This window comes from Sphingopyxis sp. GW821-FHT12F08, from assembly GCF_058806755.1.
On record NZ_JBXAQA010000010.1, the window covers coordinates 19,184 to 41,747 of the forward strand.

Consider the following 22,564-nt stretch of genomic DNA (forward strand, 5'->3'; position numbering starts at 1 on the left):
CCTCCACCCGTCATCCCCGCGAAAGCGGAGATCTGCCTTTTTCTTTGTGCCTTCGTGCCTTTGTGTGAAGCTCCAATAATCTCACACAAAGGCACGAAGGCACAAAGAAGGAAGAAAGAAAGGCGGGTCCCCGCTTTCGCGGGGATGACGCCGGTTGGGGTGCGGTCAGGCCGTGGCCTTGCTCCGCACCATCAGCAGGCCGAGCCAGCTCACCACGCCCGCCAGCGCCAGATACAGCCCGACCGCCGCCGTCCCGCGCCAGTCGCCGAGCGCCTGCGCGACGATCGGGGCCGCGGCGCCACCCAAAATGCCGCCGGCGTTGAAGGTCATCGACGCGCCGGTGTAGCGCACCTCGACAGGGAACAGCCCGGTGAGCCAGGCGCCGAGCGGGCCGTAGACGAGGCCCATCACGAACAGCGCCGACGCGAGGCCGGCGAAGACCAGCCCCCAGCTCTGCGACGCGAGCGCGGGGCCGAAGAGGAAGCCGATCAGGATCGTCGCGCCGCAGCCCCAGGTGAGCACCTTGTGCGGGCTCGCCGCGTCGCTCCAATAGCCCGCGAAGATGATCCCGCCCGCCATGAACAATATCGCGCCGAGCTGGATCAGCAGGAATTGCTCCTTGGGATAGCCAAGCGTCGTCGTGCCGTGCGCGAGCGCGAAGCTGGTCGAGAGATAGAAGATCGCGAAGCAGGCGACGACCGCGAAGGTGCCCGCGAGCGTCGGCAGCAGGTGGCGCTTGAAGAGCTCGCCGATGGGGACGCTCACCGGGCGGTCGGCTTCGAGCGCTTCGGCGAAATCGGGGGTTTCGCCGATCTTGAGCCGGACCCAGAGGCCGAGCCCGACGAGCACCGCCGAGAGCAGGAAGGGGATGCGCCAGCCCCAGACGGCGAAATCGGCGTCGCTGAGCCACAGGCCGAGCAGGAGGAACAGGCCGTTGGCAGCGATGAAACCGACCGGGGCGCCCAATTGCGGCACCATGCCGAAGCGCGCGCGCCAGCCCGGCGGGGCATTCTCGACCGCGAGCAGCGCCGCCCCGCCCCACTCACCGCCGAGCCCGAAGCCCTGACCGAAGCGCAGGATGCAGAGCAGCAAGGGCGCGACCCAGCCGACCATCGCATAGGTCGGCAGGAAGGCGATCAGCAGCGTCGAGACGCCCATCAGCATCAGCGAGGCGACGAGCGTCGACTTGCGCCCGATGCGGTCGCCATAATGGCCGAAGACGATCGCGCCGACGGGGCGCGCGAAGAAGGCGAGGCCGAAGCTCATGAAGCTCAGCATAAGCTGCGCCGAGGGCGATTCCGACGGGAAGAAGAGCGGGCCGAACACCAGGGCGGCGGCGGTGCCGTAGATGTAGAAATCGTAGAATTCGACCGCGGTGCCGACGAGGCTCGCGGTCAGGATGCGCCGGTGGCGGCGATAGGGTGCCAGATCCATGGCGCTTGCTCTCCCCTCGATTGTCGGGGGTGCTTTGGACAAGGAATGGGAGGGGGGCAAGTAGCTTAGGGGCCTCCCCGGCACGGGGAGGGGGACCACCCGGAGGGTGGTGGAGGGGCACGGGAGGTTTCCGCAGCGTGGACAGAAGGTGTTCACATTCGAGGGGCCTAACAGTCGCACTTCGCCTTCACGGCAAGGTAAGCCGCCTGTGCCCCTCCACCAGCTTCGCTGGTCCCCCTCCCCGTTCCGGGGAGGATCGCTTACCCGCGACTCCGCTAAATCCTTGACTTTTCGCGAACTGGCCCCTATCTCCGTCCTCGCTAACGTCGCCTGCGACGGAAATTTGATACCCTTTCGGGGGCTGATACTTCCCTTCACACGCTACCAGCTCCGCCGGTGCTTTTGCCGGTGGATTCCCTGTTTTCGTGAAAGGAAACACCCCATGCCGATCGGCACCGTCAAATTCTTCAACACCGACAAGGGCTATGGCTTCATCTCGAATGAAGATGGCTCGGGCGACGCGTTCGTCCACATCACTGCCGTCGAGCGCGCCGGAATGGGCACGCTCAACAAGGACCAGCGCGTTTCGTACGAACTGGAAACCGGCAAGAACGGCAAGACCTCGGCCGTGAACCTCGAATCGGCCTGATTATTGGCCAAAGAGGAAATCCTCACCTTCGATGGTGTGATCGATGAAATCCTGCCCGATGCGCGTTTTCGCGTCGTGCTGGAAAATGGTCACCGCATCATCGCCTATACCGCCGGCCGGATGCGACGCTTTCGCATCCGGTCGGTCGTCGGCGATGCCGTGCGGATCGAAATGACCGCCTATGACCTCAGCAAGGGCCGGCTCGTCTATCGCGAGCGCGGCAATGCCCCGGTCACCGGACAGCGCCAGCGGCGCTGAGCCCAAAAACCAAAAACAACAGAAATTGGATAAAATGTTTCAGAGTAATAATATCTTCCCCGCCCTGGCTTTGCCGCTGGCGGGCAAGGCGATGACGGTCAAGCCGACCGTCCGCCGCCGGCGCTCAACGTTGTCGCGGCGCGAACTTCGGCGCCTGATCGCCGACATGATCGATTGATCGACCGATCGCCCGTGGGGGCGATCGTTACAGACCACCACAGGAGAGCGACCATGTCGGCCACCAGTGACTTCTACCGCTCGCAGGCCGAAAAATGCGCCGGCGAAGCGAACGCGTCCGCCCTCCCCCAGGTCCGCGACCGCAATCTGCGCGCCGCGGCCGCCTGGCACTCGATGGCCGACAAGCTCGTGCTGACCGAAGCGACCCGCGCCAAGGCGGTCGCGCGCAAGGAAGCCGACGCGGCCGGGATCGAATGATTCCCGAACCGCGCGACGCAGATAAATCAGACAGGCCTGCCGAAAAGGCGTAGGCGCGCGGGCAGAGGCTGCTCGCTCGGGCGGCCGCAGGAGCGCTCCCCCGTGGACGCCGAAGACGATATCTGGTCGCGCGCTCTCGAAGTCGAACGCACCCATGGCAATCAGGCGAGTGCTTATGTTGCAGGACGCATCGACGCGTCCCGGCAAAACGAGGACGCACCCGGCGTCAAGCTCTGGACCGAAGTCGGCGTGCGCCTGCGCAAACTTCACCTGGTCGACGAGATCTATACCCGTTCCGCCTGACCGCCGTTCGATGCGCCGCCGGCGCACTGGACAGCGGCGGCGCTGTTCCCTAATCGTTCGCGCGTGAACGACAGCCCCGCCTCGATGCCCGACCTGACCCGACCCGACCCGTCGGACCCGCCCTATCTCGCCGGCCTGAACGGGCCGCAGCGGCAGGCGGTGCTGACCACCGAGGGCCCGGTGCTGATGCTCGCGGGCGCAGGCACCGGCAAGACCGCCGCGCTCACCGCGCGGCTGGCGCATATCATCGCGACGCGGCGCGCCTGGCCATCCGAGATCCTGGCGGTGACCTTCACCAACAAGGCCGCGCGCGAGATGCGCGAGCGCATCGGGCGGATGATCGGCGATGCGGTCGAGGGCATGCCGTGGCTCGGCACCTTTCACAGCATCGCGGCGAAGATGCTGCGCCGGCACGCCGAACTCGTCGGGCTGCAGAGCAATTTCACCATTCTCGACACCGACGACCAGCTCCGCGTCCTGAAACAGCTGATCCAGGCCGAAGGGCTCGACGAGAAGCGCTGGCCCGCGCGCCAGCTCGCGGGGCTGATCGACAAATGGAAGAATCGCGGGCTCGTTCCCGGCGATCTCGATGCCGCGGACAAGGAAGCCTATGCCGACGGCAAGGGGCAGCATTTTTACGCTCTTTATCAAGCGCGGCTGAAGACGCTGAACGCCTGCGATTTCGGCGACCTGCTGTTGCACATGCTGGTAATATTGAAGACGCACCGCGACGTGCTCAAGCAATATCAGAACCGCTTCAAATATATCCTCGTCGACGAATATCAGGACACCAACGCCAGCCAATATCTGTGGCTGCGGCTGCTCGCGCAAGCGCGGAAAAATATCTGCTGCGTCGGCGACGACGACCAGTCGATCTATTCGTGGCGCGGCGCCGAGGTCGCGAACATATTGCGCTTCGAAAAGGATTTCCCGGGTGCGACGGTGATCCGGCTCGAGCAGAATTACCGTTCGACGCCGCAGATCCTGGCGGCCGCCTCGGCGCTGATCGCGCAGAATTCGGGGCGGCTCGGCAAGACTTTGTGGACTGAGCTCGAGCCCGGCGACAAGCTCCGCGTCGTCGGGGTGTGGGACGGGCCCGAGGAGGCGCGGCGGATCGGCGAGGAGCTGGAGACGCTGCAGCACCGCCGCGTGTCGCTCGACCGCACCGCGATCCTCGTGCGCGCGCAGTTCCAGACGCGCGAGTTCGAGGACCGCTTCATCGCGATCGGCATGCCGTACCGCATCGTCGGCGGCTTCCGCTTCTACGAACGCGCCGAGATCCGCGATGCGCTCGCCTATCTGCGGCTCGTGCAGTCGGCGGCGGACGACCTTGCCTTCGAGCGGATCGTCAATGTCCCCAAGCGCGGGCTCGGCGACAAGGCGATCGCGCGGATCCACCAGTTCGCGCGCGCCGAGCGGCTGCCGCTGCTGAACGCCGCGGCGCGGATCACCGAGACCGACGAGCTGACCCCGCAGGCGCGGCGGCAACTCGTGGGGTTCGTCGCGCAGGTGCGCGGCTGGTCGGCGAAGGCGAACGCGCTGTCGCATCCCGAACTGACCCAGCTGATCCTCGACGAATCGGGCTATACCGCAATGCTGCAGGCCGACCGCAGCGTCGAGGCCGCAGGGCGGCTGGAAAACTTGTCCGAACTCGTGCGCGCGATGGAGGAGTATGACTCGCTCGAGGCGTTCCTCGAGCATGTCAGCCTGGTCATGGACCGCGACCAGAACGACGACAGCGAGACGGTGACGATCATGACGATCCACGCCGCCAAGGGGCTCGAGTTCGACCATGTCTTCCTCGCCGGCTGGGAGGATGGCGTCTTTCCGTCGCAGCGCTCGATGGACGAGGGGGGGACCGCGAGCCTCGAGGAAGAGCGCCGCCTCGCCTATGTCGCGATCACGCGGGCGCGCGAGCGCGCGAGCATCTATCACGCGGCGAACCGGCGCATCTATGGCCAGTGGATGAGCAGCATCCCGAGCCGCTTCATCGCCGAGATCCCGCCCGAACATGTCGACATGGAAAACAGCTTCGGCGGCGGGCAGAGCCTGTGGCGCGCGAACTGGTCGGCGCAGGGCGATCCCTTCGCGCATGTCGCCGAACGGAGCAGCGCGCGCACGATGACGCGCGGACCGGCGTGGCAGCGCGCGGTTGCAGCGTCGTCGACGGTGACGCGCGCGCCGGCGCCGAGCGAGCGCGGGCCGGCGGCGTCGGTGGGCGCCAAGCCGCGCGCCGACCTGGCGATCGGGATGCGCGTGTTCCATGAGAAATTCGGTTATGGCGAGATCGCGGACATCGACGGCAACAAGCTGGAGGTCGAGTTCGAGCAGGCGGGGAGCAAGCGGGTGCTCGACAGTTTTGTGAAGGCGGGCTGACAGGGGCCGATCCTCCCCGTGCCGGGGAGGATCGCCTAGCCCCAATCCCCCACCCCCACAAACCCTATTGTCAACCAGATTAGTTATGATACTCCATCACGCGCGGCCGTCGAGTCGCGTTTTGGGAGAATCTTCGATGAAAAAGAAGCTCTTAGCGGGCACGATGGCGCTCGCCCTGGTCGGCTGCGGTGAAAAGCAGGCGGCCGAAGAATCCGCTGCCTCTTCCTCCCCCGGTGCCGATGCCGCGGCCGAAAGCGTCGAGGGCGGCGGCGCGCCCGCGGCGCGATCGACCGACGAAGCGACGCCCGGCGTCTCCATCTCTTCGGCGCCCGGGGTCGCCTTCGACTACAGCTATTCCTTCCGGCTCGACGACGGGCTGATCTCCAAAGTCCAGCAGGAGCATGCCGAGGCGTGCGAGATTTTGGGCACCGCGCGCTGCCGCATCGTCGACGTGCGCTACCAGCTGGGCGACGAAAAGCGCGTCGAGGCGCAGACGCAGTTCAAGCTCGACCCCGGCATCGCGCGGCGCTTCGGCGCCGATGCGATCGCGAGCGTCGAAAAGGCCGAGGGCGTGCTCGCCGACGCGAGCGTCGCGGGCGAGGATGTCGGCAGCGCGATCGAGGCGTCGCAAGTGCGCAGCGCGGGCGCGGCGGCCGAGGTCGAGCGGCTCGAGGCGCGGCTGAAGGCGGGCGGGCTCGACAAGAGCGAGCGCGCCGAGATCCTGGGCCAGATTTCGGCGCTGAAAGGCGAGCTGAGCGACCAGCGCGCGACGCGCAAGGCGGGCGAGGCGCGCATCGCGACGACGACGGTGGTGTTCAACTATGTCGGCACCGGCGGGCTGCCGGGGATCGGGCACAAGAATCCCTTCGCCGACGCGGGCGAGACGCTGATGCTGAGCGGCGGCACCGCCCTCTCCTTCGTGCTCACCCTGGGCGCCGCGGTGCTGCCCTGGGCGCTGGTGTTCGGCCTGCTCGTGCTGATCTGGCGCAGCAACGCAGTCGTCGCACTGCGCCGCCGGCTCGGCGGCAAGCCGGCGCCCGACACGCCGACGAACTGACGACAGGCATGGGCGTCGCTTGCAAAGCTGCCCTGCCGCATTATGGCGAAGGCCATGACGGGGCAGGCATCATGGCTGGACCAGGCACGCGACGCCCATCGCCGCGGCGATGACGCGGCCGAGGCGGCCGCGCTCGACGGGGCGATCCGCGCCGACCGCGGCAATATCGCCGCGATCCTCGCGATGGCCGAGCTCAAGCGGCGGCTGGCCGACGACCGCGCCGCAGGGAGCTTCTATCGCCTCGCGCTCGCCACCGCGGCGCAGGCGCACAGCGTCGCGCCGGCGCTGCATCCGGGGCTCCAGCGCGCCGAGGCCTTTCTGGCCGCGACCGAACGGGCCTTTACCGATCATCTGCTGGGGCAGCTGCGCGGCGCGGGGATCGATGCGGCCAGGGCGACCCCGCGCGTCGCCGAGGCGCTGCGTTTGCTGGCGGGGGAGCAACCGCTGTATCTGCAGCAGCCGAGCATGTTCTATTTCCCCGGCCTCGCGCAGCGCGGCTTTTTCGAGCGCGCCGAGTTCGACTGGGTGCCCGCGGTCGAGGCGGCGACCGATGCGATCCGCGGCGAGCTGGAAGCGCTGATCGCGGGAGCGGCCGATCGCTTCGGTCCTTATGTGACCGCGAGTGCCGATCGCCCTCCCCCGAACAATCCGTTGCTCGACAAGCCCGACTGGGGCGCGGCGTGGCTGTGGAAGGACGGTGCGGTGACCGAGGGCATGGCGGCGCTGTGTCCGCAGGCGCTCGCCGCGCTGGCGCTGGCACCGCAGCCGGTGATCCCCGGACGCGCGCCGCTCGCGCTCTTCTCGCGGCTGACGCCCGGCACGCATATCGCGCCGCACCACGGGATGCTCAACACGCGGCTGATCTGCCATTTGCCGCTGATCGTGCCCGAGGGGTGCGGGCTGCGCGTGGGCGCCGAGACGCGCGTGTGGCGCATGGGCGAGCTGATGATCTTCGACGACAGTTTCGAGCATGAGGCGTGGAACCGCGGGAGCAGCGACCGCACGGTGATGCTCTTCGAAATCTGGCGCCCCGACATCGACGCCGACGAGCGCGCGCAACTGACGCGGATATTCTCCGCGATCGACAGTTACGCGGAATGATGGGAGCGGTGATGAGGCTCCTCCCCGGAACGGGGAGGGGGACCAGCGGAGCTGGTGGAGGGGTACAGGCTGTGTGTCTTGTCGGTGAGGTGGGGCGCGACAGCCCCGTCGCTATATATGACAGCCCTTCCTTTCCGCGCCGCGCAAACCTCGCGTACCCCTCCACCACCCTCCGGGTGGTCCCCCTCCCCGTTCCGGGGAGGATCGCTTGTGTCCGAAACGACCAGCCAGGCGGCAGCACGACAACAGGCTCGCCAAATCATTTCAAATAACGAGAGAACAGAGGAAAGACCGATGACCAACCCGGGAATGGACGCCGATATCTACGAAGCCTTCATCGAGCAGCTGCAGCGCTATGTGCGCGAGCGGCTGATTCCCGCGGAGGAGCAGCTCGAGGAGCTTGGCCGGGTTCCCGACGACATCCTCGCCGAGATGCGCGACATGGGGCTGTTCGGCATCACCATGGCGCCCGAATATGGCGGCGCGGGGATGAACACCAGCCAATATGTCAATTTCATCAAGGAAATCGCTTACGCCTCGCCCGCCTATCGCTCGATCCTGTCGATCAACATCGGCATGGTGTGCAAGTCGATCACCGGCTTCGGCACCGCGGCGCAGAAGGAGCATTGGCTGCCGAAGCTCGCGACCGGCACCATCGCCGCCTTTGGCCTGACCGAGCCCGACAGCGGGTCGGACAGCGCGGCGATGAAGACGCGCGCGGTGCGCGACGGCAACGGCTATGTCCTCAACGGCACCAAGCGCTACATCACCAACGCTCCCTTCGCCGATGTCATCCTGGTGATGGCGCGCACCAATGCCGAGGCTTTGCCCAAAAATGCGCATGTCAGCGCCTTCCTCGTCCCCCGCGACGCGCCCGGCGTGTCGATCGGCAAGCCCGACGGCAAGATGGGCCAGGCGGGGTCGCAGATCGCCGACGTGATCCTCGAGGACGTCCATGTCGACGGCGACGCGCTGCTCGGCGGCGAGGAAGGCATCGGTTTCCGCGCCGCGATGCAGAGCCTCGACAACGGGCGGCTTTCGGTGGCGGCGGCGAGCGTCGGCTATGCCAAGCGGATGCTCGACGCGGGGCTGCAATATGCCATGGAGCGCAAGGCGTTCGGCGAGCCGATCGCCAATTTCCAGCTGATCCAGGCGATGCTCGCCGACAGCAAGGCCGAAATCTATGCCGCCGAATGCATGCTGACCGACGCCTGCGCGCGCGCCGACCGGGGCGAAAAGATCATCGTCGAGGCCGCGGCGACCAAGATGTTCGCGAGCGAAATGTGCGGGCGCGTCGCCGACCGCGTCGTCCAGATCCACGGCGGTGCGGGGTACCTCAAGGAATATCTCGCCGAGCGCTTCTATCGCGACTGCCGCATTTACCGCATTTATGAAGGGACGACGCAGATCCAGCAGCTAGTCATCGCGAAGAATATGATTCGCGACTATGCTGGCTGAGGCCCGCGGGTAAGTCGTTCGGACGTGGAAGAAAAGGGTCGCTGGTGGAGCCGACGAGATAGAAATCCGAAGCAACAGACCATTCTCCCGGATCACCGGGTGCAGAGCCTTCGCAGCGTCCAGCGCGAGTTTGGTCCGCGGCGATATCATTTCCCGCTCATGTTCGGCGAAGGCCGCCAGAATGTGAATCATGAGCCTGTTCGCGTAAGGCGCGTCGGCGGCCACGAATTCGACGCCACTCTCCATCAGCGACGAAACGAACGCGACATTGCGCGCGAGGCGATCGAGCTTTGCTATCAGAAGCGTCGCCCGCTCCCTTCGACAGAGTGCAATTGATTGCACAAGAATCGGCCGCGTGTTTCGAGCACCGCTTTCCACTTCAACGAACTCGGCGATGCGCTCGCCATTTACCCTCGTCCCGAGCGATCTCGACAACGCGGCCCTCGACTATCTCGGCGCCGTAGCGCACCGCATGCTCGGCCATGCGCGCGATGAGATCGGCCCCGACGATGCCGTCTGGAAATCCGGGGATATTGCGCGACCGCGGCACCCACAGGGCGCGCGAACGTCCGTCATGTACGACGCGTACTTTTCTCCGGTAGCGCGCGAGATACATAGCGGCGGTCAGTCCGGCGGGGCCCGCGCCGACGATCAATATATCGAGCGCCGACCCTTCGCCGGCCGAAAGCGAATTCATCTTACGGCCCGCGCCGAATATTCCATGGCTGCGAGGATTTCCGTAATCGCGACGAACGCAAAGCAGACCGAGCTGTCGGCCACGCCATAGGGCAGGAAAATATCGTCGCCGACGCGGATCGCGCCGCAGGTGTAGACGACATTGGGGACATAGCCTTCGCGGTCCTCGTCGGCGGCGGAGAGGATCGGATTTGAGGTCCGGCCGATCACCTTCGAAGGATCGGCCTTGTCGAGGAGCACCGCACCGATGGCATATTTGCGCATTGCGCCGACGCCATGGGTCAGTACCAACCAACCCTCGTCGAGTTCGATCGGCGCGCCGCAATTGCCGATCTGGATGAGCTCCCATGGAAAGCGCGGCTCCAGCAGCAACTCTCCATCCTCCCACTGATCAATCGTGTCCGAACGCAGCAGATAGAGATTCTTGCCGTCCTGGCGGCCGATCATGCAAAATTGCCCGTCGATCTTGCGCGGGAACAACGCCATGCCCTTGTTGCGTCCTGCCTTGCCCTTGATGGGGGTCAGCGTGAAATCCCTGAAGTCGCGCGTGCGGAGCAGTTCGGACTGGATGTCGCGGCCGCTATATGCCGTGTAGGTCCCGATCCATTCACTCTTGCCGCTGTCGCGCTCGAACTCGAGCAGCCGCAAATCTTCGAGCCCGTTGCGCTGCGCCTCGGTGATCGGAAAGATTACCGTGCCCGACAAGGTGCTGTCCTTTTGACGGTAGAGTGAGACGACATCGTCGGGTTTGTCGTCGCGGTGCGGACCCAGCATCGCCGCGGTGGCGAAGCCTGGTTGCGGCAGCAAGGTCAGTTCGCGATCGTGGGTGATAATGCCCTCGCGAAAGGCGATCGTCGAAATATGGCCCTCGCCGACCGCGCGCAGCGAAAGCAGTATGCGGATGCTCCCTTCCTGCAGGCCACTTTGATCTGGATGACGTACGACGCTGGGGTTCATCAACGCCGCCGCGGCATAGCTATATTCGTGACAGAAATAGGCACCGATCAGCAGCCGGGTTTCGCGTTTGAGCGCGAGGCCTTCGAGGCCAAGCTTGGGTTCGATCTCGTTGAAACGATCCTCGAACACTTTCTCGATCTGCCAGTGGCGATCGGCAAAATCGCGCAGCACCACACCGAGTTCCGCACGCACCGTGCGCGGATTGAGCGCAACGATCTCACGCGCCAGCCGCTGCACGCGCTCGAGATCGGGACCCGATGCCTGCCAGGCCAGGTGGAAGGGCCGCACGACGACGCGCGTCGGGTCGGCGTGCAACCGCAATTCATGCTGGACGAGGTGCAAGCTAATATCCTTTCAGCCGACCTTCCGGATGAAATCCCGAATGGCATAGGTCGCATGCTGATAGGCGAGAACCGACTCCGCGCCCTCATTCAGATTGAGCCCGCGCGGATTTAACCCGTCCTTGCTGGTGCCCGCGAGCGCATCGCCGACCATCACACCGCGGTCGTTACGCCCAGAAAACCATTCATAGGCGCGCCGCGCATGCGCCAGCCAGATATCGTCGCCGGTCACGTCATAGGCGGCCGAAGCGGCATCGATCGCAGCCCACACTTCAAGGGGTTGCTGGTCGAATGGCCGCGGCAGGTCATAGGCACGGCCGAAGCTGTCGGAACCGACGGGGCGATAATGACCGTGGGGCGAAATCTGGACGTCGTTGATCCACCGCAGCGTCTCGACCCCGCACGCGATGACGTCCGCACGCTCCAGCCGCACGCCCGCGCGGAGCATCGCCTCGGGCAGACGACAATTGTCATAGGCGAGCACCGGTTCGAACCATTGCCAGTCTGGCCGTGCCGCAGCTTCATAGAGCGTGATCAGCCGGTCGGCGCCGCCGCACAATATCCGGTTCGCCAGATCATGCCCGGGATGCGACGCGAGGATAAAGTCGGCTCCGAGCATCGCAAAGGCGATCGCACGTGGCGACCGGAAATCCAGCGCGGATGCCGCGGTGCGCTCGAACAGTTCATACGCCCACTGCCGCAGACCGGAGTCGCGCGCGTCGCGCACCGTCGCGCCGAGCGCCCAGAGGGTTCGCCCGCAGCTATCCTCGGACCCCACATCCTCGAGCCAGTTGCGCCCAAAGCCCATGAAGTTGCGAAATTCGCCGCGGTCCGGGTTCCACGCATGCTGCACGAACGCCGCAAAAACCGAAGTCAGTTGTCCGCACCTATCGAGCGCGTCGTCGTCCAGCCGGTGCATCAGCATCAGCGCACGCGCATTGTCGTCGACGCAATAGCCGTGCGCGCGATCGGGGATCATATGAACGCTGTGCTGGAGGATCCCGGTATCGTCGCAAATGCGCAGCAACCCGTCGATGCCGATCCGGTCGGGAATGGGCGCAGCTTTCGGCACGACGCGGCTCTCCCCGATCAGCGCGCAGGTTCGCTCCGCGAACACAGGCCAGATCATGTCGCGGCTGCGTTGATAGGCGCGCCGCTGCAGCGTCAGCAGCCGGTCGGCATCGCCGAGCAGATACCGGATCTCGTTCGCGATCGCTTCGCTGTCGTTGAAAGGTACCAGCACGCCATGATCGTCGGCGAGCAGCTCGACCGCATGGACATAAGGCGTCGAGATCACGGCCTTGCCCAGCGCCATCGCATAGGAGAGCGTGCCCGACGTCGATTGCTGCGCGCCGGTATAAGGCGTGACATAGATGTCGGCGGCCTCGAGAAGATCGAGCAGGTCCTCGGTTTCCATGAACGCATTGATCCAGCGGACATGCGCATCGACCCCGAGCGAGACGGCGAGCGCCTGGAGCCGGTCGCGATAGGCTTCGCCTTCATGCGCCAGCAGATTGGGATGCGTGGCCCCCGCGATACAATAAAGAAAGTCGGGGTGATCCTCGACGATCGCGGGCAATGCCTGGATGACCGCCTCGATCCCCTTTCCGGGCGACAGGAGTCCGAAGGTCAGCGCGACCTGTTTGCCCGCAAAGCCGAACTGCGGCTTGAACTGCGACGCACGCCCGAACGGGCGGTCGGGGACGCCATGCGCGATCAGCACGATCTGGTCTTCATCGGCATGATAGACGTTGCGCAGCAAGTCGCGCGAGCGTTCGGACATCACGACGAGCTTGGTCGCGCGCGCGATCAACCGCTCGATGACGCGGCGCTGCTCGGCGTCGGGTTCGGCGAGCACCGTGTGAAGCGTGACGATCAGCGGCGCGGAAACACGGTCCACCAGTTCAAGCACCATATCCCCTGCCACTCCGCCGAAGAGGCCGAACTCATGTTGCAGCCAGACGATGTCGGCGCAGCTCGCCTCGATCTGTTTTGCCGCGTCGATAAAGCTGTCGGCATCACCCTCTGTGATCGCAGCACGAACCACCGGATCGAATATGGTCGGGACCGCTGCGGGTGCCATAGCGTAAACATCGACGGCGATCTCCGGCGCGGCCGCCTGAAGCGACGCGTGAATGTCGGCGGTGAAGGTCGCGATGCCGCAGCGCCGCGGAAGGAAACCGCCGATCAGTGCGAGCCGAAGGGTCGGCGCGACGACGGGGCGGAGCGATTGACAAGCCTCAAGGCCTTCGTCGAACGGCGTGCGATCGGGAGCTTCGTACACAGGTTTTTACCTTCCAAAATGAAGCGGCAGAAGGCCTCACCCAAAGAGAGTTGATTTTTGGGACGCGCGGCGAGCCGCGGTGCGTCCGGAATTACAACAAATTAACGGTACTTTGGTTCCGCCGGACCCGCGCAACGCGCCGGCCTGAAAGAACGCTTTGGCCGCGGAGGAATCGCTCTTGCCGAGGCCCGGATCATTTCAGACAAACGATGATCGATGCGATGACCGCGAGGGTTTCTCGCGGATCGCGCACGCAAATCGTGTCGAGGCCGAGCGTCTTTGCGGGGTAGTCGTTGCCGCCGGGGAAGATCGCGTCGCCGATGAACATCATCGCGTCGAACGGGATGCCACTCTCATCGCGAAGCCTGGTCAGCCCATAGGCCTTGTCGACCCCTTCGCGGGTGATGTCGATCGACGTCGCCCCGCCCATATTGATCGATAGGCCCGGCAGGCGCCCGCGAAGATCATGCTGGATGATCTTGCGCTTCGCAAAGTCCGGATCCCATTTCTCCTTGGCATCGATCGGTGCCTGCTGGCCAAGCGCCGAGAAGGTGATCTGGCTGCCGCGGTCTTCGATGCGCTCGCCCCAGACCGCTTCGGGAACGAAGCCCGTGGCTTCGAGCGCGGCATCGAAGGCCTCGAATATGCGCTGTTTCTCATCGTCGGCGAAGAGTTCCGCATAGACCGCCTGCCAGACATCGGAACGAAAGGTGTAGAGCTTCGTGCCGGTCGTAGGCATGAGCCACAATCGCGAACGGTCGGCGCGAGCCGGAAGGCGCGAGGCGATCTGCTTGTCGAACTGCGGCCAATCACCGCCCGAGATGACGGCAACGTCCACGACACCGAGAAGGTCGGCGAGCGCTTCCCCCATCGCGTCACCGAGCGGCTGCTTACTCTCGGCAAGGGTACCGTCGAGATCGAATGCGATCAGCCGTTTCAAGCGAGAATAGCCGTTTGCGCCACGGGCAGCATGTCGCCGACATATCGATCAGGTTCGGCACGACCGAATGGCTCCGCGTCAACCGGCGATCCGCCGGCTATGATCAGATTGCCGGTCAAACCGCGAATTTCGCGATAGTCGTTGATGCGCCTTGCATAATAAAGCGGGAGATCGAAGTTTGCCGTCGCATGCCCGGCACGCCCGGCCTCGCTGACGGACATCAATGCCATTTGATGGTGATAGAGAAGTTCGTTGAGGTCCATATGGGCTCCTTTGGCGGGGAGCTCAATGGTCTCTCAGTTGCCGGCGCGCAGGTCAGCACGGCAATACCCAGCATATGGGGTCTCCGCCGGGCATTGCAATCTCCGGCGAACTTATTTCATCAGTCTTCTGTTGGCCGGAAGCGGACGGTCAACTTCCGGCCAAAGATGGAGGCAACCGGACTCGATGGCGGGAGCGCCCAGACCGGGGACGAATGGCTGGGCGCTCCCGCTCCCGTGCCGGGCGCGCGCCGCCGGCACCGCGCACCCGGAGGCTTCACGGGAATCTAGAGGACATAATCGAGCTGGACCCAGAATTTGCGCGTGTCGGTCGCAAAGCCCTTGGCGTCATAGTCGGCATATTTGAGGGTCATCGCGACCTTCTTCATCGGCTTGAAGCCGATCTGGGCGTTCCATTCCTGTCCATAGTCGATCGACAGCCGGTCGCTGTCATATTGGTGCCAGGCGACAAGGATCGACACGGGGCCAAGCGGTCCGGCCTTCTTGAAGCTGTAGCCGCCGCTCGCGTAAAGGTCGCGGATGCCGTTCGGGGGCGTGACGAGGAACTTGTCGGCCCAGCCCTGGAACTTGTGCAGCGTCGCGAGCGGGGTCTGGAAGCTGGTGAAGGCCGCGCCGCTGTCCGCGCCGAGCACCTCATAACCGCCGGTAATCGTAAAGCCCGACACTTCGAGCCCCGCCTCGCCCAGCCAATAATCCGCCGAATAATCATTGGGGTTGGTGTGCCAGTCCGACTGGCGCGCATAGCTGCCGATCAGGTTGAGCTTGGCCTTGGCGCCGAGCTTGAAACCCGCGGCGGCGCGCACGCCATAGGTCTGGCTGGAGAATTGGCGGCGGCCGGGTTCGTCCTGATCGACCAGATAGCTGAAGCCCTTGACGGTGACCGGCCCGAGCTTGGCGCCGACATTGGCGAAGACATTGTCGCCCGAGATCGCCTGGATCGGGCTGTCGATGCCGAAGATGGTGCGGTTCGACCAACTATAAGTGATGTCCGCGGTCACCGGGCCGAGCGCCGCGGTTTCGACGCGCACCGCGTCGAAGGTCTGCTCATTCTGCCGCCAGCCGACCGCGCCGACGAAGCGCTGGTCGTCGATGTTGATGCGCTGGCGCCCGAGCGTCACCACCGTCTTGGGCAGGCCGCGATACTGGAGCTGGAGCCGGTTGAGCTCGACATTCTCGGGGTCCGCGACCACCGGAAAGGCGGTCCGCCCGTTGACACTGCTGTTATATTGCCCCTTGATCGCCAGCGTCGCCTCGGCTTCGGCGAGGAAGGCGAAATCATCCTTCTTCAGCTCGAACCCCGCGCGCATCCGCGCCGTCACCGCATCGGCATCGCGCGCGATGCCGTCCTGCTCGACGCTTTCATAGCGCAGCCGCGTGTCGATCAGCGGCTTGAATTCCAATTCCTTGGCCATCGCCGGCGTCGCGCCCGCGAACAAAACCAACGTCAGCGCAGACCCGATATTATATTTCATCATCTTTCTTTCCCCCATCACGGAAATCGTACCAGGGCATCCTCGGTCTCTTGGCCTCACGCTGCTTCGGCGTGCGATCCATGTTCATAGTCGGCGAGGAACTGCAGAACCTCCTCGCGGTATCGGTAGAATTGCGGGTGCTCGAGCAGCGCCTTGCGGTCGCGCGGGCGCGGCAGGTCGACCTCCAATATCTTGCCGATCGTGGCATTGGGGCCGTTGGTCATCATCACCACCCGGTCGGCGAGCAGGATCGCCTCGTCGACGTCGTGGGTGACGCAGATCGCGGTAACATGCGTGCGTTCCCACACCTCCATCAGCACGTCCTGCAGATCCCAGCGCGTCAGGCTGTCGAGCATGCCGAAAGGCTCGTCGAGCAGCAGCAATTTGGGGCTCAAAGCAAAGGCGCGCGCGATGCCGACGCGCTGGCGCATGCCGTTCGACATTTCGGACGCGAGCTTGTCGAGGCTGTCGGCGAGCCCGACGCGTTCGAGATAATGGTCGACGATCGCGCGCCGTTCGGCGCGGCTCGCGTGCGGATAGACGCGCGCGACGCCCGCCATCACATTCTGCCGCGCGCTGAGCCAGGGCATCAGCGACGGCGCCTGGAACACCACCGCCTTGTCGGGGCCGGCGCCGTCGATCTCGTGCCCGTTCAGCACGATGCCGCCGTCCGAAATCGCGTTGAGCCCCGCCGCCATGGTGAGCACGGTCGACTTGCCGCAGCCCGAATGGCCGATCAGCGAGACGAACTCGCCCTTGTCCATCAGCAGGCTGAAGTCCTCGACGACAGTCAGCGGCCCCTTCGGCGTCGGGTAAGTTTTGCCGACCCTGAAGAATTCGAGGTAGCGGCGATCGATCGCCCCCTGCGCGGCGTCGAGATAGGCCTTGGGCGGTTTCAAAAGGTCGATCGGCGCAACGTTCGGCAACGTCCCGCCTTCGGCGCCGGCAAGCGCGGCGCGCGCGTCGTTGAGGCCGCCGAGATAGGCGACGATGCTGTTGCGCAGCACCTTGTAGGTCGCATCATGATTGAGCGCGGTGCGATCGCGCGGCCGGGCGATCGTCACATCGAAGATCCGGCCGATCTTCGCCGATGGCGCGGGCTCGAGCACCGCGACGCGGTCGGCGAGCAGCAGCGCCTCGTCGACATCGTTGGTGACGAGGATGATCGTGCGCTTCTCCTGCGCGCGAATGCGCTCGATCTCGGCCTGCAGCTTGGCGCGGGTCAGCGCGTCGAGCGCCGACAGCGGCTCGTCGAGCAGCAGGATTTCGGGTTTCATCGCGAGCGCGCGGGCGACCGCGACGCGCTGGCGCATGCCGCCCGAAAGCTCGGCCGGCTTGCGGTCGGAGGCGTGCGCGAGGCCGACGAGCGCGATGGTCCGGTCGATCAGCGCCGCACGCTCGGCCGCGGGCATGTCCTTGTGGACGGCATCGACCGCGAGCGCGACATTGCCGCGCACCGAAAGCCAGGGGAAGAGCGAGTAGGACTGGAAGACAAGGCCCCGGTTCGCGCCCGGACCGTTTTCGGCTTTTCCGCGGATCAGCATTTCGCCGCCATCGGGTTCGACGAGCCCCGCCAGGATCGACATCAGCGTCGTCTTGCCCGATCCCGAGAAGCCGAGGATCGCGACGAACTCGCCTTCGGCGACGTCGAGGTCAACGCCCTTCAGCACCTCGGTCAGGCCACCGTTTGCGGCGACATAGCCCTTGGTAAGGTTGCGGAGCGAAAGGATGGGCTGTGCGGTCATGGCGCTCACCGGGCCGAACGGCGCGAAGCGAAGGACTGGAGCGTCCCCATGATCCGGTCGAGCACCACCCCGATCAGGCCGATGGCGACCACCGCAACCATGATCCGCGCGAGCGAGCGTTCGCTGCCATTCTGGAACTCGTCCCACACGAACTTGCCGAGGCCGGGGTTCTGCGCAAGCATTTCGGCCGCGATCAGCACCATCCAGCCGACGCCGAGCGACAGGCGCATCCCAGTGAAAATATAGGGCATCGCCGAGGGCAGGACGAGCTTTGTCAGCCTCGCCATCCAGCCGAGCCGCAGCACGCGGGCGACGTTGAGCAGATCCTTGTCGATGCTCGACACGCCGACCGCGGTGTTGATGAGCGTCGGCCACAGCGAGCAGAGCATGACCACGACCGCCGAGATGACGAAGCTTTTGGCCAGCAGCGGATCGGCGCTGGTGATCGAGGCCGAGACGACCATCGTCACGATCGGCAGCCAGGCGAGCGGGCTGACCGGGCGCATCACCTGGACCAGCGGATTGATCGCCGCATTCACGCGGCGCGACATGCCGGCGACAAGGCCGAGCGGCACCGCGACGAAGCTCGCGAGAATGAAGCCCATCGCGACCGTCTTCAGCGAGGTGTAGATCTGGTCGATGAAGGTGGGCGCGCCCGAATAGAAGCCGCCGGCCGCGATCGCCGCCGCGCCCTCGGCGCGCGCCGCCGCATGCTCGCCCATCAAAGCGAGAAAGGCGGTCCAGACCTCGCCCGGCCCAGGGAGCGTGCCGAGCGAGGTCTTCACCTGCGGCGCGAGCAGCGCCCAGAGTGCAAGAAAGGCGGCGATGCCAAGGGCCGGCGGCCAGAGCGTGTCGAACGCCTTGGCCAGCGGGCCGGCGAAGCTTCGGCCAAGCCCCCGCGCCGAAGACGCCGGCGCGGGCGGGGACGGTTGTTCCGGCACAGGAGCGGGTGCGGCGGTGTCCATGTCCGGTTCGACGATTTTCAGCGCGGGGATTGCCATGACATTGATCCTATCTGGGGTCCTATCTGGGGTCCTATTTCACACCGGCGGCGGAGACGGTCTGACCGGGCTTCAGCCCGATCGTGAAGCTCGCGGCATAGGCGGCGGGCTTGTGCGCATCGAAGGACACGCCATCGATTGCCTTGCGGGTGTAGACACGGAAGCCGTCGGTCTTCGGGAAGGCGCCAGCCGGGGCCTTGCCGTCGGCGACCAGCGAGTCCGCCGCCGCCATATAAAGGTCGGGGCGATAGACCGACTTCGCGGTTTCCAGATACCAGCTGTCGGGCTTGGCCTCGGGAATCTGGCCCCAGCGGCGCATCTGGGTCAGGAACCAGATCGCATCCGAATACCAGGGATAGCTCGCGCCCTGATCGAAGAAGAGGTTGAATTCGGGCGTCGCGCGCGTGTCGCCGGGACCGAAGGTGAACTTGCCCGACATCGACGCGGCGAGCACCTTTTTCTCAGCGCCGACATAATTGGGCCGCGAGAGGATCTCGATCGCCTCGGGGCGGTTCTTGCCGCCATCGGCGTCGAGCCACATCTGCGCGCGGATGATCGCTCGCAGCAGCGCCTTCACCGTCTTGGGGTTCGCTTTCACGAAATCTTCGGTCAGGCCGAACACCTTGTCGCCGGTGAGGCCCGCGATATCGGGATCGACGATGACCGGATAGCCGATCTTCTTGGCGACCGAGGCCTGGTTCCACGGCTCGCCGACCGAATAGCTGTCGATTGTGCCAGCTTCCATCGTCGCGGGCATCTGCGGCGGCGGCGTCACTGAAAGCTGGACGTCGGCGCCTGTCACACCCGCGGTGTCGCCGGGCAGGTAATAGCCAGGGCTGATCCCGCCGGCCGCCAGCCAGTAGCGCAGCACATAATTATGGCCAGAGACCGGAAAGACCATGCCCATTTTGAGGGGCTTGCCCTCCGCCTTCATCTTGTCGGCCACCGGTTTGAGCGAGGCGGCCGAGACCGGGTGCTGCGGCTTGCCGTCGGTCCCCTTGGGCAGGGTCGGTGCGATCAGCGCATAGACTTTGTTCGACAGCGTGATGCCCTTGCCGTTGATGTCGAGACTGAGCGGGGTCACGAGCCTCGTCTTCACGCCAATCCCGGCGCCCGCCGCGAGCGGCTGGCCCGCGAGCATGTGCGCGCCGTCGAGCTGGCCGCCGACGACGCCGTCGAGCAGCACCTTCCAGTTCGCCTGCGGCTCGAGCGTGACGCTCAGCCCTTCTTCGGCGAAAAAGCCCTTCTCTTTCGCAATCGCGAGCGGAGCCATGTCGGTAAGCTTGATGAAGCCGAGCTTGAGCGCCGGCTTTTCGACCGCGCCCGCCGCCGCGCCCTCCTTCTTCGCTTCGGTCGGCGCCCCGCCGCCGCAGGCAGCCAGTGCCAAGGAAACCGCAGCCATCGCCGAAATAGAAACCAAACGTGCAGCCGTCATCGATCCGCCCCCTTCGCGGTTAAAAAAGACATGAAAAAAGCCGCCTCGAATCCGGTCAGAACCGGTTCGGGCGGCGTCATTGCCTGCGCGTCCCGAAAAGCCGGAAGCGCTCCGTCGGCGCCCGTCATTGGACGCCTTCGGTAATTTTCTGTCTCAACTCTCTCGTCAAGACGCCATAAAGCTGTCACCGATTCTTGTGCAGCGCAAGATGATTTTTTGCGCAGTGCAACATTTTTATTCCCGCTTTATCATAGTGGGTTACCCGGGAGCGCGATTGGAAATGGCGGGCGAACTCCGTTGGAGGCAGGGATTTTCGCAAAGCGCATAACAAGATTCCGAATCGAATATCGGGCTCGGTCGTCGAGCAGAGCGGCGTCCGCAGGCGCCATGGATCAGGAATTCTCCCGCCGATGATCAGCCGGTGTTCGAGACGTTGCGTCAGTTCGCTTCATGCCGCCAGCCCGCAGGTCGCACGACTACTTTTCCGTTCCCACCACTCCGAATGTCAAAATTTGGACAGAACCGAGACTGCTGATGTCGCGGCGTGGCCGATTGCGGCTGTTTCATTCCATTATCGAATGGCTGCTTTCAAGCGCCTCTCGAGAGTTTTGCAACGACCGAAATCAGGCGCAAGCCGGTCGCCTAAGCGTGTTGTCGATTTGGCAGGTAAATGGTGGTTTGCCCGTGAAATGCCACAGGGTGAATTATGGGCGGGCGTCTCTGCTTCGTACTGCTTGCCTAAGATATTCAATGACGAGGTCAATCGTGATCGGAGGAGGCGCCGCGGCGTCGCCCTGCGCATCATGAGATTTGGATATGCTCTCGAACTGCGCGTCCCATTCCAAATCCTTTACGGTTCGGCGCTTCTTCGCTTCGATCTTGTTAGCCGTTCCGAGCGACTCTTTGATAACCGTCCCAAAGATATGAGCATGCTCAGTGGGAACGCGCCTACGATAGTATCAGATGTTTTTCCGGCGCATCAGCCGATATGTGTCAGCCACTTCTTTCATGCCCCTTATGTACCATTGGTGTGGACCAAGCGAAAAGGCTAAGTGTCTGACTTGTCTGACCTATTGGAATTATCAATAGGTTGGTCGCGGTTTTGGTGGAGCCGAGGGGAATCGAACCCCTGACCTCTGCAGTGCGATTGCAGCGCTCTCCCATCTGAGCTACGGCCCCGCGACGGGCGGCTCTTAACCGCACTGGATCGCACTGACAATAATATTCTGACGATCGGGCGACCGACATAGATTGAGGGGGATATGATGGCGCGAGCGTGGCACCTGACCAGCCGACCGGCGGGCCTGCCGACGATGGACAATTTCGCGCTGCGCGAAATCGCCGATGCGCCGCTCCAGCCCGACCAGCTGCGCGTGGAGAATCGCTGGCTGTCGGTCGATCCCTATATGCGCGGGCGGATGAACGACGCGAAAAGCTATGCGGCGAGCTTCCAGATCGACCAGCCGATGACCGGCGGCGCGATCGGCGAGGTGGTCGAGAGCAGCATGGACGGCTTTTCCCCCGGCGACCTGATCCTGCACATGGGCGGCTGGCGCGACGGCGGGGTGATCGGCCTCGACATGTCGCCGAACAAGCTGCCGCGCACGGCGCTCGACGCGGGCATGTCGCCGCAGACCTTCCTCCACAATATGGGACTGACCGGCGGGACGGCGTGGATCGGGCTGCTGCGCGTCGCGGCGGCCAGGCCGGGCGATACGGTGTTCGTGTCGGCGGCGGCGGGCGCGGTCGGCTCGGCGGTGGTGCAGATCGCCAAGGCGCGCGAGATGACCGTGATCGGATCGGCGGGCGGCGCCGACAAATGCGCGTGGGCCCTCGATCTGGGCGCCGATGCGGTGATCGACTACAAGGCGGGGCCGGTATTGCCGCAGCTCGCGGCGGCGCTGGAGAAGCTGGGGAAACCCGGGATCGACGTCTATTTCGACAATGTCGGCGGCGAGCATCTCGACGCGGCGTTCGCGGTGGCGAACGACTTCGCGCGCTTTGCGATCTGCGGGATGATCGACGTCTATAACGACGGCCGCGCGCAGGAGATGAAATATCTGATCCGCAGCATCCCCGCGCGCATCCGCATGGAAGGCTTCATCTACACCGACCAGTTCTTCGACTGCATGGAGGAATTCTACGCCGACATGGGCGGACTGATCGCCAGCGGCGCGGTGTCGATGCGCGAGACGGTGCACGAAGGGGTCGAGGCGGCGCCGGAGGCGTTCCTGGGGCTGTTCGCGGGGGCGAATATGGGGAAGATGCTGGTTCGGGTTTGAGGGGGCGGGCGGCTCGTTAAGCGCTCCTCCCCCGCAGGGGGAGGGGGACCACCCGAAGG

General features: G+C 64.8%; 21 protein-coding genes, 1 tRNA gene and 1 pseudogene. 10 read left to right on the forward strand and 13 right to left on the reverse strand.

Features of this window, described 5'->3' with window-relative positions; all coding sequences use genetic code 11:
• Positions 1-165: 165 nt before the first annotated feature.
• Positions 166-1,434, reverse strand: coding sequence for an MFS transporter (locus AC1RNQ_RS21195; RefSeq protein WP_493174463.1), 1,269 nt, complete (start codon positions 1,432-1,434; stop codon positions 166-168).
• 442 nt (positions 1,435-1,876) lie between these two features.
• On the opposite strand from AC1RNQ_RS21195, the gene AC1RNQ_RS21200 reads away from it, so the two are divergent.
• The 9 genes from AC1RNQ_RS21200 (at position 1,877) to AC1RNQ_RS21240 (ending at position 9,071) form a co-directional block, all read left to right on the forward strand.
• On the forward strand, positions 1,877-2,083 hold the full coding sequence (locus AC1RNQ_RS21200) for a cold-shock protein (RefSeq protein WP_493174465.1): 207 nt from the start codon (positions 1,877-1,879) through the stop codon (positions 2,081-2,083).
• Between the two features lie 3 nt (positions 2,084-2,086).
• Positions 2,087-2,341 (forward strand): translation initiation factor IF-1, encoded by a 255-nt coding sequence (gene infA, locus AC1RNQ_RS21205; protein WP_077029791.1) that lies wholly within the window; start codon positions 2,087-2,089, stop codon positions 2,339-2,341.
• A gap of 34 nt (positions 2,342-2,375) precedes the next feature.
• Positions 2,376-2,519, forward strand: a complete 144-nt coding sequence (locus tag AC1RNQ_RS21210; RefSeq protein ID WP_493174468.1) for a hypothetical protein — start codon at positions 2,376-2,378, stop codon at positions 2,517-2,519.
• Positions 2,520-2,572: 53 nt separating this feature from the next.
• Complete coding sequence (locus AC1RNQ_RS21215; protein WP_493174470.1) at positions 2,573-2,776, forward strand: hypothetical protein; 204 nt, start codon at positions 2,573-2,575, stop codon at positions 2,774-2,776.
• A gap of 102 nt (positions 2,777-2,878) precedes the next feature.
• A complete protein-coding gene (locus AC1RNQ_RS21220) occupies positions 2,879-3,079 on the forward strand; it encodes a DUF6961 family protein (protein WP_493174472.1) in 201 nt (66 codons plus the stop codon).
• A gap of 84 nt (positions 3,080-3,163) precedes the next feature.
• Positions 3,164-5,455 carry an ATP-dependent helicase gene (locus tag AC1RNQ_RS21225; protein WP_493174522.1) on the forward strand — a complete coding sequence of 764 codons (2,292 nt, stop codon included), beginning with the start codon at positions 3,164-3,166 and terminating at the stop codon, positions 5,453-5,455.
• A gap of 136 nt (positions 5,456-5,591) precedes the next feature.
• The gene (locus AC1RNQ_RS21230) at positions 5,592-6,512 is read left to right on the forward strand and encodes a DUF4349 domain-containing protein (RefSeq protein WP_493174474.1); all 921 of its coding nucleotides are present in this window, start codon (positions 5,592-5,594) and stop codon (positions 6,510-6,512) included.
• A gap of 42 nt (positions 6,513-6,554) precedes the next feature.
• On the forward strand, positions 6,555-7,613 hold the full coding sequence (locus AC1RNQ_RS21235; RefSeq protein ID WP_493174476.1) for an aspartyl/asparaginyl beta-hydroxylase domain-containing protein: 1,059 nt from the start codon (positions 6,555-6,557) through the stop codon (positions 7,611-7,613).
• A 294-nt stretch (positions 7,614-7,907) separates the two neighbouring features.
• Positions 7,908-9,071: an acyl-CoA dehydrogenase family protein gene (locus AC1RNQ_RS21240; RefSeq protein ID WP_493174477.1), complete on the forward strand. Its 1,164-nt coding sequence runs from the start codon at positions 7,908-7,910 to the stop codon at positions 9,069-9,071.
• On the opposite strand, the gene AC1RNQ_RS21245 is transcribed toward AC1RNQ_RS21240, so the two are convergent.
• From AC1RNQ_RS21245 to AC1RNQ_RS21300, 12 genes and pseudogenes are all read right to left on the reverse strand, one after another.
• Positions 9,030-9,506 (reverse strand): recombinase family protein, encoded by a 477-nt coding sequence (locus AC1RNQ_RS21245; RefSeq protein ID WP_493174478.1) that lies wholly within the window; start codon positions 9,504-9,506, stop codon positions 9,030-9,032. The genes AC1RNQ_RS21240 and AC1RNQ_RS21245 overlap by 42 nt on opposite strands.
• Positions 9,451-9,768 carry an NAD(P)/FAD-dependent oxidoreductase gene (locus AC1RNQ_RS21250; RefSeq protein ID WP_493174479.1) on the reverse strand — a complete coding sequence of 106 codons (318 nt, stop codon included), beginning with the start codon at positions 9,766-9,768 and terminating at the stop codon, positions 9,451-9,453. The genes AC1RNQ_RS21245 and AC1RNQ_RS21250 overlap by 56 nt, the downstream gene beginning before the upstream one ends.
• The gene (locus AC1RNQ_RS21255) at positions 9,765-11,066 is read right to left on the reverse strand and encodes a glycoside hydrolase family 130 protein (RefSeq protein WP_493174480.1); all 1,302 of its coding nucleotides are present in this window, start codon (positions 11,064-11,066) and stop codon (positions 9,765-9,767) included. The genes AC1RNQ_RS21250 and AC1RNQ_RS21255 overlap by 4 nt, the downstream gene beginning before the upstream one ends.
• Before the next feature lie 12 nt (positions 11,067-11,078).
• Positions 11,079-13,349: a glycosyltransferase family 4 protein gene (locus tag AC1RNQ_RS21260; protein WP_493174481.1), complete on the reverse strand. Its 2,271-nt coding sequence runs from the start codon at positions 13,347-13,349 to the stop codon at positions 11,079-11,081.
• Positions 13,350-13,542: 193 nt separating this feature from the next.
• Positions 13,543-14,289: an HAD-IIB family hydrolase gene (locus AC1RNQ_RS21265; protein ID WP_493174483.1), complete on the reverse strand. Its 747-nt coding sequence runs from the start codon at positions 14,287-14,289 to the stop codon at positions 13,543-13,545.
• Positions 14,286-14,552, reverse strand: a complete 267-nt coding sequence (locus tag AC1RNQ_RS21270) for a hypothetical protein (RefSeq protein WP_493174485.1) — start codon at positions 14,550-14,552, stop codon at positions 14,286-14,288. Before AC1RNQ_RS21270 ends, AC1RNQ_RS21265 begins: the two co-directional genes overlap by 4 nt.
• A 284-nt stretch (positions 14,553-14,836) precedes the next feature.
• A complete protein-coding gene (locus AC1RNQ_RS21275; protein ID WP_493174487.1) occupies positions 14,837-16,045 on the reverse strand; it encodes an alginate export family protein in 1,209 nt (402 codons plus the stop codon).
• Between the two features lie 53 nt (positions 16,046-16,098).
• On the reverse strand, positions 16,099-17,787 hold the full coding sequence (locus AC1RNQ_RS21280; RefSeq protein WP_493174489.1) for an ABC transporter ATP-binding protein: 1,689 nt from the start codon (positions 17,785-17,787) through the stop codon (positions 16,099-16,101).
• 5 nt (positions 17,788-17,792) lie between these two features.
• Positions 17,793-18,788 (reverse strand): ABC transporter permease, encoded by a 996-nt coding sequence (locus tag AC1RNQ_RS21285; RefSeq protein ID WP_493174491.1) that lies wholly within the window; start codon positions 18,786-18,788, stop codon positions 17,793-17,795.
• 34 nt (positions 18,789-18,822) lie between these two features.
• The gene (locus AC1RNQ_RS21290; RefSeq protein ID WP_493174493.1) at positions 18,823-20,190 is read right to left on the reverse strand and encodes a CmpA/NrtA family ABC transporter substrate-binding protein; all 1,368 of its coding nucleotides are present in this window, start codon (positions 20,188-20,190) and stop codon (positions 18,823-18,825) included.
• A gap of 737 nt (positions 20,191-20,927) precedes the next feature.
• A pseudogene (locus tag AC1RNQ_RS21295) lies at positions 20,928-21,170 on the reverse strand (DUF6538 domain-containing protein); the annotation flags it as partial.
• Positions 21,171-21,326: 156 nt separating this feature from the next.
• Positions 21,327-21,402: transfer RNA gene (locus tag AC1RNQ_RS21300), tRNA-Ala, on the reverse strand.
• 86 nt (positions 21,403-21,488) lie between these two features.
• Between AC1RNQ_RS21300 and AC1RNQ_RS21305 the strand changes: the two genes are divergently transcribed.
• On the forward strand, positions 21,489-22,505 hold the full coding sequence (locus AC1RNQ_RS21305; protein WP_493174495.1) for an NADP-dependent oxidoreductase: 1,017 nt from the start codon (positions 21,489-21,491) through the stop codon (positions 22,503-22,505).
• The last annotated feature ends 59 nt before the right edge of the window (positions 22,506-22,564 follow it).

Coding starts and splice junctions, on each gene's coding strand:
- AC1RNQ_RS21290 (WP_493174493.1), bottom strand. CDS start 20,190: ATGGCTGCGGTTTCCTTGGCACTGGCTGCCTGCGGCGGCGGGGCGCCG.
- AC1RNQ_RS21285 (WP_493174491.1), bottom strand. CDS start 18,788: ATGGCAATCCCCGCGCTGAAAATCGTCGAACCGGACATGGACACCGCC.
- AC1RNQ_RS21195 (WP_493174463.1), bottom strand. CDS start 1,434: ATGGATCTGGCACCCTATCGCCGCCACCGGCGCATCCTGACCGCGAGC.
- AC1RNQ_RS21200 (WP_493174465.1), top strand. CDS start 1,877: ATGCCGATCGGCACCGTCAAATTCTTCAACACCGACAAGGGCTATGGC.
- AC1RNQ_RS21305 (WP_493174495.1), top strand. CDS start 21,489: ATGGCGCGAGCGTGGCACCTGACCAGCCGACCGGCGGGCCTGCCGACG.
- AC1RNQ_RS21270 (WP_493174485.1), bottom strand. CDS start 14,552: ATGGACCTCAACGAACTTCTCTATCACCATCAAATGGCATTGATGTCC.
- AC1RNQ_RS21250 (WP_493174479.1), bottom strand. CDS start 9,768: ATGAATTCGCTTTCGGCCGGCGAAGGGTCGGCGCTCGATATATTGATC.
- AC1RNQ_RS21210 (WP_493174468.1), top strand. CDS start 2,376: ATGTTTCAGAGTAATAATATCTTCCCCGCCCTGGCTTTGCCGCTGGCG.
- AC1RNQ_RS21235 (WP_493174476.1), top strand. CDS start 6,555: ATGGCGAAGGCCATGACGGGGCAGGCATCATGGCTGGACCAGGCACGC.
- AC1RNQ_RS21215 (WP_493174470.1), top strand. CDS start 2,573: ATGTCGGCCACCAGTGACTTCTACCGCTCGCAGGCCGAAAAATGCGCC.
- AC1RNQ_RS21225 (WP_493174522.1), top strand. CDS start 3,164: ATGCCCGACCTGACCCGACCCGACCCGTCGGACCCGCCCTATCTCGCC.
- AC1RNQ_RS21230 (WP_493174474.1), top strand. CDS start 5,592: ATGAAAAAGAAGCTCTTAGCGGGCACGATGGCGCTCGCCCTGGTCGGC.
- AC1RNQ_RS21275 (WP_493174487.1), bottom strand. CDS start 16,045: ATGATGAAATATAATATCGGGTCTGCGCTGACGTTGGTTTTGTTCGCG.
- AC1RNQ_RS21240 (WP_493174477.1), top strand. CDS start 7,908: ATGACCAACCCGGGAATGGACGCCGATATCTACGAAGCCTTCATCGAG.
- AC1RNQ_RS21280 (WP_493174489.1), bottom strand. CDS start 17,787: ATGACCGCACAGCCCATCCTTTCGCTCCGCAACCTTACCAAGGGCTAT.